The organism is Mesorhizobium sp. M0051, assembly GCF_040323235.1.
In the GTDB taxonomy this organism is placed as follows: Bacteria; Pseudomonadota; Alphaproteobacteria; order Rhizobiales; family Rhizobiaceae; genus Mesorhizobium.
Window position 1 is genome coordinate 81,262 of sequence record NZ_JAMYUT010000026.1, and the last position, 13,664, is coordinate 94,925.

4 protein-coding genes are annotated in these 13,664 nt (G+C 59.4%); all 4 read left to right on the forward strand.

The annotated features are described in order from the left end of the window. Positions 1–260: 260 nt before the first annotated feature. The 4 genes from proA (at position 261) to NKJ90_RS24195 (ending at position 13,655) form a co-directional block, all read left to right on the forward strand. Complete coding sequence (gene proA / locus NKJ90_RS24180) at positions 261–6,254, forward strand: anti-phage protein ProA (RefSeq protein WP_352487023.1); 5,994 nt, start codon at positions 261–263, stop codon at positions 6,252–6,254. Positions 6,255–6,783: 529 nt separating this feature from the next. Next, on the forward strand, positions 6,784–10,713 hold the full coding sequence (locus NKJ90_RS24185; RefSeq protein WP_352487024.1) for an AAA family ATPase: 3,930 nt from the start codon (positions 6,784–6,786) through the stop codon (positions 10,711–10,713). Between the two features lie 274 nt (positions 10,714–10,987). Next, positions 10,988–11,953 (forward strand): aminotransferase, encoded by a 966-nt coding sequence (locus NKJ90_RS24190; RefSeq protein ID WP_352487025.1) that lies wholly within the window; start codon positions 10,988–10,990, stop codon positions 11,951–11,953. Then, complete coding sequence (locus NKJ90_RS24195) at positions 11,946–13,655, forward strand: DEAD/DEAH box helicase (RefSeq protein ID WP_352487026.1); 1,710 nt, start codon at positions 11,946–11,948, stop codon at positions 13,653–13,655. The genes NKJ90_RS24190 and NKJ90_RS24195 overlap by 8 nt, the downstream gene beginning before the upstream one ends. The last annotated feature ends 9 nt before the right edge of the window (positions 13,656–13,664 follow it).

Sequence of the window (13,664 nt, forward strand, 5' to 3'; positions counted from 1 at the left end):
CAGGCGCTTGCTAGGCCGGCTTCGCCGCCTCTCGCAACCGGTTAGCAAAGCCCAGCCGCTTTCGGCAACTCTCTTTCATGGTTTGGAATGTGGCGACAGGGCCTCGATAGGGTTCGCCGGGAAACGCTGCGATCCGCTTCCCAGTCATCTGTACATCCAAACCATCAAGCTGACAAAAGGGCTTCTTGTTCTGATCTGACATCCAAAAGCACGACAAGAGGGAAAAAAGCCGCTAGTCTCTCAAGGGGGGTACTGCATCAATGGAATCAGCCGATAGTTCTCAGTACGCAACAATTGACAGTGCCGCATCCGATATTTCTGCTGCGCCATCCATCGTTGCCGATGTCGCTTCCAGCTTCACATATGCATCCTATCAGAACGCGATACCGGTCATTCGTTCGATACGAATTGAAAACAACTCGGCCGCTCATTTTGAACACTGCCGTCTTGAGTTGACATCTTCACCGTCGTTCCTGAGACCGAAGACGTGGACAGTCGATCGGCTCATCCCTGGCGACAGGCTTCCGCTGAGCGACCGCAAAGTCGAGCTGGATGCTGCTTATCTCGCCGGCCTGAACGAGGCCGAACGCGGAGAGATTACGCTTCGCCTGTCATCAGCGGGAAACGTTCTCGATGAAAGACGCCTGACAGTCAGACTGCTCGCGCGCGACGAATGGGGTGGCGTTGCGGATATGGCTCAATTGCTGCCAGCATTCGCCATGCCAAATGATCCGGGTGTGGCGCAGATCCTGCGGGCCGCGGCGGAACGACTTGTAGCGCATGGTCACCCGAGTGGCCTGGACGGATATCAATCCCAGAGTCCCCAACGGGCATACATGCTGACCGCGGCCATCTATTCGGCGATCGCCGGGATGGGATTGCACTATGCGGAGCCGCCGGCCAGCTTCGAGAGCCGAGGCCAGAAGATCAGGCGCCCAACGACGATTGCGCAGGAGCGTCTTGCGACCTGCCTTGACACCACGCTTCTGTTTGCCGCGGCCCTGGAGGCTGCCGGCTTGCACCCGGGTATCTTGATGTTCGAGGGGCATGCGGCGGCCGGCGTCTGGCTGACCAAGAGAACCTTTGCCAATGCCATTGAGACGGATCAGATGGAGGTCCGCAAAGCATTGGCGTCCCGCGAATTCATTGCTTTCGAGACAACTGGCGTCACACATCGACCTGCGCTCACACTTGACGGCGCGCAAAGTGCGTTGAGCAACCGTCTAGCGGAAGACCAGGCGCACGCCTTCGTCGCGGCTATAGACGTTCGCCGCTCTCGCAGCGGCGGCATAACGCCGCTCGCCTCACACGAGCCGATCCGCCGCAACGCCGTCGAGGATGATGTGGATGTCGCCGCCGTTCTGCCACTTCCTCCAGCGCCATCGATTGGCGAATTGCCGGCCGAGGCTATCGAAGTAAAGCCAACCAATGCCGCCGGCCGTATCGACCGCTGGCAGAAGAAGCTCCTCGACCTGACGCTGCGAAACCGGCTCCTCAATCTCCCGGATTCGAAGAAGACCATTCCGTTTCTGTGCACTGACGTGGCCTATCTGGAGGATCGGCTCGCAAATGGTGTCGCTATCCGTCTCATATCGCTCCCCGAGCAGAACCCCTTGGGCGAACGAGACGAGGTGCTTTATCGCGACGTCCACGGGCGCGACCTTCAGCGCGGTTTCGCGGCCGAGGCGCTGCTCAGGGACGAGCTGCCGTCGACCCTGGACGCCCGCCAGCTGGACGCCAGGCTGATCGATCTGCATCGGCAGGTCCGCAACGATTTCGCCGAGGGAGGGGCAAATACCCTGTTCCTCGCGGTGGGCTTTCTGCGTTGGAAAAAGAAGCCGGACGATGACCGCAGCTATCGGGCACCACTGCTTCTCGTGCCAGTACGGCTTGAGCGCCGCAGTGCGACGTCGCGCTTCACGATCCGCTTCCATGAAGACGAACCCCGTTTCAACGCAACGCTTCTCCAGTTCCTGGAGCGGGACTTTGATTTGCGCCTTCCACAGTTTGGAGGCGATCTGCCGCTGGACGACAATGGCATTGATGTGCCGCGGGTACTCACCATGATGCGGCAGGCGGTGCGTGACGTTCCCGGAATGGAGGTCATCGACGAAACCGCGCTATCAACCTTTTCCTTCGCGAAGTTTCTCATGTGGAAGGATCTGGTCGAGCGGACCGAGGCGCTGCGCCAAAACAGGGTCGTGCGCCACCTCATCGACACACCGGAGCAGGCCTTTCAGGCCGCGGATGGACAGTCGCCATTTCGCGAGGAGCGTGACCTCGACCGCGCCTATGCGCCATCGAGCATCATAAGCCTTCTGCCTTTGGATTCATCGCAGACGGCCGCCAGTCTCGCGGCTGCCGAGGGCCATGACTTCGTCATCGTGGGTCCCCCAGGAACGGGCAAGAGCCAGACCATCGCCAACATGATCGCCAACTGCCTGGGTGTAGGGAAGACCGTCCTTTTCGTGGCCGAGAAGACGGCGGCTCTCGACGTCGTCTATCGCCGGCTGCGGGAACATGGCCTGGGAAATCACTGTATCGAGCTGCATTCGAACAAGGCCGACCGCAAGCATTTTCTCGGGCAGCTGAAATCTTCCTGGGAACATGGCGGTCGAACCGACGCGTCCGAATGGGTCGCCATCAACGAGCGGCTTCGGGTGAGGCGCGATGAATTGAATGCCTACGTCGAGGCGCTTCACAAACGCTACTCAAATGGCTGGACGCCCTATCTGGCATTGGGGATAGCCCTTAGATCGGTAGATGAGCCTGCGCCTGTGCTCACATGGCAGGCGCGCGATGCGCACGACGCGCAAACACTCTTCGATCTGGAAGAGCTAGCCGCAGAAGTCGGCCTTGTCTTTGCATCCGTCGACCGTGAGCCGGCACTAGACCTGATCGATGTTGGCGAGTGGAGCATCGGTTGGCAAGAAAACCTGATTTCCGCAGCGAAATCACTTCAGACTGCAATCGAACTTTTGACGAGCTCGATCGGCGATTACCTCGCCAGTCTGGGCCTCGGCGCCAAAGAGCCGGTGTCGGGCGCCGTACTCGAGAGCCTTGCAAGCTTGGCGGAGGTCCTGAGCCAAAGCCGAGGTCGCGACATCTCGATTGCGTTCGACCGGGACTTCGCTCAGTGCAGGCCCGCGCTCGTTGATTTGGGACGTTCGATCGAAACCTATCGCGAAGCTGAGCGAGGCCTTGCCACTACCTATGGCATTGCCCAGCTCCGTGAGCTGGATTGCGATGGTCTGGACCGTCAATGGCGCGAAGCGAAGACATCGTTCTGGCCGAACTCCATGCTTGGTGGGCGCAAGGTCCAGAAGCTTCTGCAGGGCTATGTTGAACTTGGCACGGCGGACCCCGGCAGGGACCTGCCGCTGTTGCAGCGGATGAAGCAGGCTCTCTCCGCCATCGACCGGAGCCCGTTGGCTGGGAAGCCGCTGCGGGTCGATGGCCTTGCGACGGATGCAAAGGCGGTTGCGGAAATCCTCGATCTCGCCCAACAACTTCGCGGCGCCCTGCGTATTCCCGGATGCTCTCAAGAGGAAATACGATCCGTTCTGCGTTCTGTCGCGCCGAGCCTTCGGGGCACGCTGGAAAATGACAGGGTACGTCAAGCGGGGGACCGGTTTCTCGCGGCTACGAAAAGCCTCGAGGTCGCCCGTCGGGTGTTCGGTGAGATTGCTGGGCGGGACGTTCCCGACAGCGCCGATGGCACAAGTCTCGCCGCGCTCAACATGAAGCTCGGTGCTCTGATAGGCGCGCGAAATCTGCTGCGCGACTGGTCGGCCTGGTGTCGAGCCAGGAGCAGGGCAATCAGCCACAACCTTGCCCCTCTGGTCGAGCAGATCGAGATGGGAGCCATCCGCCCCGAACACGTGCGCTCGGCGTTTCGCATTGGCTATGCCCGATGGTGGCTCCCGAAGGTCCTTGATGATGATCTTGTCTTGCGAAATTTTCGCAGGTTTCAGCACGAGAACGCTATCAAGGAGTTCCGTGAGATCGACGATCTCGCGCGGTCGCATGCCGCGCAGCGCGTCATCAGTTCAATCGCACATGGCCTGCCGGCGGTTCAAGGTGTTTCGCGCAACTCGGAACTGGGACTGCTGCGACATCAGATGGAGCTTCAGCGGCCCAACCAGTCGATCCGAGATATGATCGGCAAGATGCCGGAATGCTTTTCCAAGCTTGCGCCCTGCATGTTGATGTCGCCGCTCTCCATTGCCCAGTATCTTCCCCCCAACCAGGCTCTGTTTGACGTGGTGATCTTCGACGAGGCATCGCAGATCACCACATGGGACGCGGTCGGCGCCATTGCCAGGGCGCGTCAGACCATTATCGTGGGCGATCCCAAGCAGCTGCCGCCGACCAATTTCTTCGGACGCAACGAGGACGAAGACGAAATCGCCGACCACGAGAAAGACTTGGAGAGCATTCTGGACGAGGCGAGGGCGTCCGGTATTCCGGTGCGCGATCTGAGGTGGCATTACCGCAGCCGAAGCGAATCCTTGATCGCCTTCTCGAACCATCACTACTATCAGAACCGGCTGGTGACGTTTCCTTCTCCAGCGGTCGAGGACCGCGCGGTGCGCCTGCGAAAGGTGCCGAACGGCATTTATGACCGTGGCAAGAGCCGCACGAACCGCATCGAGGCGGAGGCTGTGGCGGCTGAGGCGGTCGCGCGGCTGAAGAGCTGGCTAAAACTCCCCGAGAATAGCCGTCCGACGCTCGGCGTCATCACCTTCAATGCCCAGCAACAGTCCCTGATCCTGGATCTGTTCGATGCCGCGCGCCGCGATCATCCTGAACTCGAATGGTTCTTCGCCGAAGATCGCGTCGAGCCAACGATCGTCAAGAATCTGGAGAACGTGCAGGGCGACGAAAGGGATGTCATCCTGTTTTCGATCACATTCTGGAAGGATGCCTCCGGAAAGTCACCGCCGATGGATTTCGGGGCCCTGAACCGTGACGGAGGCGAGCGGCGTCTCAATGTCGCCGTGACCCGAGCCCGTCAGGAACTCATCGTCTTTTCCGGGTTCACGGCAGACCAGATCGACCCGGCGAGAAGCAAGGCGCTCGGCGTTCAGCATCTGAAGACATTCCTCGACTATGCTGAGAGAGGCGCGATCGCGCTGCCGGCCCAGGACATCGGATCTGTCGGAGGTTTCGATTCTCCCTTCGAGGAAGCCGTGGCCACGCAGTTGGAACGACGGGGATGGATTGTGGTCCCGCAGGTCGGAATTTCCGGCTTCCGCATCGATCTCGCGATCCGGAACCCGGATTTGGCTGGCGCCTACCTGGCTGGGGTGGAATGCGACGGTGCGACCTATCACCGGTCGTCAACGGCAAGGGATCGCGACAAGGTTCGCGAACAAGTGCTGAAGGGGCTGGGCTGGAACATCCTGCGCGTCTGGTCAACGGACTGGTGGTTCGACGCCAACGGATGTGCCGAACAGTTGCACACCAGCTTGGAAACCCTACTGGAAGAGGGCCGGGCGAAACGTGCGGCCGAAGAACCGGAGACCGAGGCTCACTGGGATATGGGGCGCCAGGTCAACCCGACCGAGGAGATCGCCGAGGACCACCAGACGCCAATCGAGGAGCTTCCATCGCCGCCGACGGTGGCGGTGACTGAACTCGTATCGGTGAATATTCCGGCAGCTTCGAGCCCCGCTGAGACGACCGCACCACCACCGATAACGGGCCCAATTATTGCCGACAGCACCGCGGACAGGCGGTATCGGTTGGCCGATCTCAGTGGCCTGCGGGCAGACCCCGATCAGTTCTTCGAATTTGGCTATCGCGCGACGCTGCTTGGCATGATTGAAACCGTCGTCGACACTGAAAGTCCATTGCGAACAGACGTCCTCGCCCAACGGATTGCTCGGGCCCATGGTTGGCTCCGCACGGGCGGACGCATCCGCGAGAGGATTGATCTTCATTTGCGGGATCTGGACAGGACACAAGAGTCGAGCGGCGAGTTCATTTGGAAGAAGGGCAAGGTCTTGGACCCGATGCCATATCGTCTACCCGTCAATGAGGAGGCCCGGCGTTCGATTGCCGAGATACCGTTGGCGGAACTAGCCTCGGTGGTGATCGACAATGCGGAACTGCTGGACATGCCCGATCCTGCACGCGATATGGCGCGACTCCTTGGGGTCGAACGGCTTGCGGCGGTCTCACGGACGCGCCTGGACGAAGCAATCGCTAGGGCCAGGCATCATATCGCGACGACCCAATCTGGATCGTGATGGCTTGCTTACGGTCGAAAGAAGGCGAAGATCGAATGTCCGGAACGCGCCTTCAAGCTGACAAGGTGTATCGGCGAAAGGCTAAAACCGGCCGCAAGCCCCTGCCCCTTGTCCATTCCGGAAAACTGTCGAGCGTTTCAGCGTCGAGCGCGTGGGAGTCACCTCGCGAGTTGTACGGGGGAATCTTGATCACCTTCCGCGAAGCTAGCGCCGATCTTTTGATCGACGTCGCCGTCGTGCCGCATTGTTTAAAGTTGAAGGCAACTAACCGAGGGGAATGCATGCTACTACGGTCAGGGTGAGATTGTAGTGGAGCGCCTTGCGAACCAGCGCTGCTTCTCACGACTGTTTCCAAAAGCCCCACGCTGGCCGGAACCGACAAGAAGCGGACTGGCGCAAAAAGGACTCGCTTAACTGCAAAGTTGTTGGCAGGCGCCCCCTCGAAGGCAAAATTTTCTGATACCGGACAATTATTTCGCTAGTGTCACACACTCTCTCTACCTCAACACCATTGGTGAAGGCGTCTCCGGTGCAAGAAGGGTCAGACGAAAACATCGACGGGCTAAATGCTCGTGCGCTGCATTTGCACACAATAGACTCGTTAGTTGCCGATTTGATTACAGGCGTCCCAGTTCTCATTGAAGGCGCGCGCAGATTTTCTTTGCCTGATACTGCAACGCGTAGCGCGTTGGGATGGTATCAAAATCGTGGCCCGGCGACCTGGAGTGCTGATGTCCGCTCCCTGCATGCGGAAGAACTCGTGGACGCGATTTCCCAACCGCCACCTGCCGTGAAGGCCTTGCCCTCGCGGCCCGCGAACGCGAACAATCGGCGCCTTCGGCTGAAGAGGGTTGAGGCCCACCGGTTCGCCGGCCTGCATAAGTTTGGGACACCGGATGCGGCTCCGGAGAATTATGTCCATGAGTTCTGGTCCCCAATCACGCTCTTCGAAGGGCGGAACGGATCCGGCAAAACCTCCCTGCTCAATTCGGTCATCTGGACCCTCACCGGTCAGATGCTTCGGCCGCAGCGCGAGCCGGAAAACCCGGAGGACTTTGATTGCTGGATAGGCAATGCGGAGGACGAGCGGACAACGCACAAATTGTCCTCACTGACACCCATGCCACTCCTGGACGAGTACCGGCCAGACAAGGACTGGGTTCTCGCAGATACATGGGTTGAACTGACCTTCGTTGATGACGGCGGCGTGGAGCTTCCCCCAATCCGCCGAAGCATAACGCGCTCGCTTCAGGGCAAGCTGAAGGAGTTGCCACCCGATCTATCCGCGCTTGGGGTCGATCCTATCGCACTTCGCATCGGCACCGTCATGCCAGCCCTACTCCCGCTCATTCGGTTGGGATCCGAGTCAGAATTGGGGCGCGCAGTGTCAGAGCTTACAGGGTTATCTGCGCTGGTGGACCTTGCCGCACATACGCGCCGCGCGAAAACCAAAATTGACAAAGACCTCGTTAAGGCTAAGCGCAGCGAACGCGATAAGGCGGACGCCGACTACAACGTTGCCAAAGGCGACCTCGAAAAAATCTTGCGGACCCATGCTGGGCTTGAGCCGCCGATGGCGGTGCCAGTCCCGTCGGACGACAAGGCCATTGAGGAAAAGGTTAAGACCATCAAGGCGCACTTCGACGACGCAAAGGCATCGGCGTTTGAGTCCGCGAAAGAGATCCTTGGCGGGCGTTTCGATCCCGCCGATCCAAAACTGCGTTCCGACCTCGAAGATAACATCGGTCGCGCGCTCGAGCGTTTCAGCCAGCCCCAAACATTGAAGTCGATCGCGCGACTCGCCGACCTCCGCAAACTGACCCCGGACCAGCTCGGCGGTGCCGAAGACAAGCTGACTGCCATTCTGACGGAAGCGCGTACCCTCCAGGAACTGGCGCAAAATCCATCAAGCGCAGCACGAACGCGCTTGTATGCGCGGATCAAGGCCTGGATGACGGATCATCCGGACCCAGCACGCGACCAAGACCGGTGCGTCGTGTGTGGTGGCGATCATTCACATGCCGTCGACCCTGTGACGGGTCAGCCGGTCAAACAACACCTAGCCGGGGCTGCTTCCAATGCTAACCTCTTGTCGCAAACCCTTGCCCATTGGGCGGCAAATGCCCATGGTAATATGTTGCGCTCGTTACCCGAGGCGCTTCGCGCTGAGTTGACTACGGACTTGCCGTCAAATCCGTGCGACCTTCTGAGAAAAGCGCTCGTTGAAGAGGCTTTTTCGTTCGCACCGTTTTCGGGCATTCTTGGCGAGTTGAAGTCCCCCACGGCCTTGAGCCTCGATGGCGTATTCGAGAATCGCGCGGAATTGGATGGTCCCACCGCCATCGCTTTGCCAGCAGGGTGTAGCGACCTTCAACTGGCCTTGGAGCGGCTTGACCGGGCAATCCGCTTTGCCCGTTGGCGCCAGAACAACGATGCATTGGCAAAGGACGTCCTCACCCGCGTACTCGGGCGCAAGCCCAAGGAAGGAGAGCCTGCAGAGAAGCTAACCCTTACCGGGAAGCTGTTGGAACTTCAAAACATCGTCAAAGCAGCCGAGCCGATATCGGACGCGTTAACCCAGTGTGCACGGCTCTCGAAGCACTTGGCGACGCGTCGGGCAGCTGAAATCCGGCTTGCCAATTACGCGACGGCAAGCACGGCGCTCAGCCAACTCGCTGATTTGGGAGCACTGGCTGACAGGCAAGTCGACCAGCTTCGCAAAATCCTTCGAACTGACGCCGCCGCATGGCGGCATCTGATCTATCTCGGCGCTTTTCCCGATACGGCTCACCAACTCGTCGATACCGACATGGGCCGCAAAGGCGAATTGGAACTCGTCGTCCAAGCAGGAGGTGTCGCGGCTCCAGCCCAACATGTCACGAACGCGTCGGCCCTAAGGGCGAGTTTGGTCGCATTCTTTTTCGCTTTCTGGCAGCACGTGCTGAAGGAGCGTGGCGGTCTGACCACTCTCGTGCTTGACGATCCCCAGGAGCTGCTTGACGACGAAAACCGGGAACGGCTGGCGGCCGCACTCGGAAACTTGGCGAGCGGGGGGGCCCAGGTCATCGTTACGTCCTATGATCCCCGCTTCAGCAGCCGAGTTGCCAAAATCCAGCTTTCGGGCGGAATTGAGCATCTTGCGGTGCATCCCGCGACACGGCTGCAGCCCCGCGTCAGGACGATCGTACCCCATTCCGTCCTGCTTGATCGCAAGAAGCGCTTTGATGCCGACCCAAATGAAGAAGAGCCCGCACGCGAGTTCGCCGATGGATGTCGCGTATTCCTCGAGGCGCAGCTTGGGGACATGTTCGAGGATCCGGCCCATTCATCCTGGGCGAAGGCTACGCCGAATCCCACGCTCGCCGATTTGGTGCAGCGGATGCGCCCATTGGCGCGTGCCGGATCGGTCGGGATGTTTGGCGCAGGCATTTTCAGGCGTTTCACTGAACACCCCGCGTTGGGTGACAATTCCCCGGTGTTGGCCTTGATGAACAAGGCCCATCACGGACGTCGCCTAGACATCACTGCTGGAGAGGTCGCGTTATGCGCTAGCCAATTGGTCGATCTGATCAAACTTGCCGAGGACATGCGTGAAGAATGCTATCGCTGGCGCCGGCGGGACGCCCCAGAAGCGAAGCAGAAGCTTGAGGCGCCAGCTGCGATCGACTTTACTTCGCTTTCCACACCGCAGGTCATCATCTGTCCTGACTTGGCGGCCTTTACCCGGCACCGGGCGGCTACGGGAACTCAGGACGAACCAGAGATTCTGGATTCGCGCGCTCTTGAGGGCTGCGTCGCATACTATCTCAGGCGGGCCAACTTCGGGTTCGCGGCACCCGCTGGCAGTCTTGCGATCGTTAAGTCCATCGCAGCACCAAGCGCGGACCGGCGGCTTGTGATCGCTCGTCACGGCAAGGATATTTTTGCGCGCCGGCTGGTTCGCAGTGCAAATGGCGGATTAATCGGCCTTACTGCCGAGACGCCGGACCCGCGCATCCGCAATCCTAAAACCGTCTTTCTACCCGAGGATGAAACGGCAATTCACCAAGTTGTCGGGATCATTTTCGACCACAGGGTGCGCGTCGATCATGGCCCAGAAGAGGCCGTAGCTGTTGACGTCAACAGAGAGTTACAGCGGATCGCAGTCGCCTTCCGCGTGGTCGATGAAAGTGCGGTGCCGCTCGCACTGGACAAGCAAGTCGTCCTTGGAGGGGATCACATCGAACTCGATACCCTCGGGCATCATCAGGACGCCCTCGTTGCCCTTTTCCTGGATGACGGATCAAGCATTTTCAAGCGGGTGGGGTCGGCACTTCCTGGCGACCTTTCCCATCTCAGGCTGTTCGAGAGCATAGGCGGGATGGGATCGTCTCAGGTCCTTTCTGTTGGAAAGGCGGGATGCGGGGTTCCATCGGTCGTTGGCGCTCGGAAAATCGTCGGCGTGCTTTACAACGTCTAGCGATGTGACGCGCAAACCAAGTCGATCGCGACCAAAAGCGGCGAGTCCCGCTTTGCGCCTCGTCTCGGCCGTTGCCGAAGGCGTAGCGAAATGCCAAAAACTGATGTTGCGGGTAAACATCCAAGACGTCGCGGTCGTGCCGATTTGTGCCTATCGAAGAAGAAACTCCAACGGCTGCCAGTATCCAGATTTTCTTGTATAACGGGATAGTGCAGTAGCGTAACTCTAGTGCTTTGCTTAAATTGCAAAAAAACGTCATATAAGAACAGGCCTTATGCATACCGCACCTCCTCCCAAAAAAGCGCTTAATGCTTGGCTGAGCGAATATCCGAGCGAGTTCGGAAACTACGGTCACTTGCTTCTTGAAGAGAGGCAGCCGTCAGACGCCAAACTCCAAAGAGATTTTGTCCCTTATTTTGAATCGGCCCATCTGGACGCGAGGGGATGCTTTCACAAGCTCGCTCGCATCAACCTCCATCCGGACGCGAGCGATGCCGGCTGCGACGCCCAATATCCTGCGTCACTGCCTTTGACCGCTCGTAAAGGTCTCTTCGGCGAGGTGATGTCGGGGATGATGTCGGAGACCTACGACTTCGTTGGCAAGCACGAATACCTGATCCCCGTCTTCCTCTTCCGTAATCATGAGGACGCAGGTCAATATATCTACACTCTCAGCCGAGACCCGACCCGCACACGCGAGGTCCTTGGGCGCAAAGGCGACGATTTCATCGCGATTGTGGTCGATGAAGAAGACAACGTCACGCGCTTCATTGCGGGCGAGGCCAAGTGGCGCGGGATTTGGTCCCCATCGGTCGTGAACACCGTCATGCTCGGCGAGAAGATTGACGATCCGGCTGACAAGACCAAGAGAATCCACAACGGCAAGGGTGTTTGGTATGAGGTCAATCGGGCGCTTCCCGTGCCGCTCGGCCTGGAGCAACTCCACGCCATCCTGGAGGAATGCGAGCCCGATAAGTTCGCCAAGGTTATTGCCTCGCTCGATCGCATCCTTGCGCGGCGCAATCCCGATCCCGTCGAGCGCACCGATATGATCCTTCTCGCCGGCGGCCCCGCCGCCAGCCGAAGCCCCGGTCAGGCGCTCCTCCCCTGGGAGACTGTGCCGGATGAGTATAAGGCTGGCCGCGACCTTCAAGTAGTCGAATTGCTCATCGCGGACGGCGACGGTTTGATCAACGCGATCTATGCAGGCCTCTGGGCAGAGGAGGCTGCTCTTGCCTGAGTTCGATCAGGACCGGCTCGACCTTGCCCGCGCCATCCAGAACGACCTTGCTCAGGAAAGGACGCTCAGTGCTTTGCAGGCGAGATCATTTGTCCGGTGCCTGCAAACGGATTGGGATGTTGAGACAATTCAATGGAGCGAGAACGATTCCAACACGATCCTCCAGCAGGCGCGGTTCCTGATCCGCGCTGGCAAGGTGCTTTCGACCGTCGGCGAGGGAAGTCCCGAGGAAGCGACACTCGCGTTCCGAAGGGCCGGCGAGTTGCTGGAATGGCTCGCACGAGCGAGAGACAAGATCGGCGAAGAAATTCCGACCGCTTTGTTTGCTGCTGGTTGCTACCAGCTTGGTGGCCTGCCGGCGATGGCCTCGGGACTGCTTCGTCAAGTCGTCCCAGACGACCGGGGATCGCGGCTCTTTGCCGATTTTCTGAAGGCCGATTTCGACGCCGTGCTCCGCCGCGTTGCGGGGTTCTGGAACGATAACCGCGACCTAACGCTGCGAGGCGTTGACGAGAAGTTCTTCGGTGAAGGTACCGAAGAAAGCGTCACATGGTTCGGCACCATCGAGCTTGTTCGCTGTATCGGCCTTGCAGCGCAGACATTGCGGCGGGGCGATACCGCAAGGTTCTCGGTTGCACTCGATCGTTTGCGAGATGTCGAGCGCCTTCTCGTTCGAACCTCGCCCGATGATGTTGCGCTGCTCGCGTTCTTTCTGCGCTCTGCCTGCGAACGGTTCGGCACGTCCACGATCTACGAACCCTTGCGGCAACTGGGCTTGCTCAATCCCGAAAGACTGCTGGATGTAAACCAGTTTGCAAGGCGGCAGTATGCTCGTGGTCGGGGCATTCTATGGCAGTCGCAAAAGCAGGGTATAGAACGGCTCCTCAACAACTCGTCCTTCGCCCTTTGCACGCCGACGGGCTCGGGCAAAACGCTTGTCGCCAATCTAGCGATCCTCAAGGAGCTGCTAATCCTGCGAGACGATCAGGAGGGCCTTGCACCGCTTGGGCTCTATATCGTGCCATCGCGCGCACTTGCGGGCGAAGTCGAAGCGAAACTCACTGGCGAGCTGAGTCGCGACTTCGTGGTGACTGGGCTCTACGGCGGTTCCGACTGGGGAATCACCGATGCATGGCTGACGTCCGACTCACCGACTGTTCTCATCGCGACGGTTGAGAAGGCCGATGCCCTCATGCGCTATCTGGGCCCGATGCTGCTAGCGCGCCTCAAATTACTCATCGTAGATGAGGCCCATCAGGTCGTTCTTGAAGACAATGAGCGCGAGCGCAATGCCCTTGCCGAACATATGAATCGGGCGATCCGGCTCGAAAGCTTTATCTCTCGCCTGCTGCTGCGCAAACCGAACATCGTCCGCATTGCGCTGACTGCAGTTGCAGGGGGCGCGGCTGCACCCGTTGCCCGCTGGATAGAATCTGATCCCGACGCGCAGCCGGTCGGGTCGAACTATCGCAGTACTCGCCAGGCTATCGGCGTGCTCGAGGTGAGCAAGGGATCGCCCCGCATCGAGTTGCACCGGGTCAACGACCATCGGCTCGGCGTGCGGGGCCGCGGTGACGTTTATATTCCGCTTAAGATTGATCCAATGCCGGAGCCGCTTTCAGGCATCCGCAATAGCATTTTACGCAGAATAGCATTCTGTGGACGGCGCTGCACCTCGCAGGTGACGACCGTCGCATCCTAATCTCGATCT

What these genes read in the sequence shown, in the direction of transcription:
- proA (WP_352487023.1), top strand. Translation starts at nt 261, where the DNA reads ATGGAATCAGCCGATAGTTCTCAGTACGCAACAATTGACAGTGCCGCA.
- NKJ90_RS24190 (WP_352487025.1), top strand. Translation starts at nt 10,988, where the DNA reads ATGCATACCGCACCTCCTCCCAAAAAAGCGCTTAATGCTTGGCTGAGC.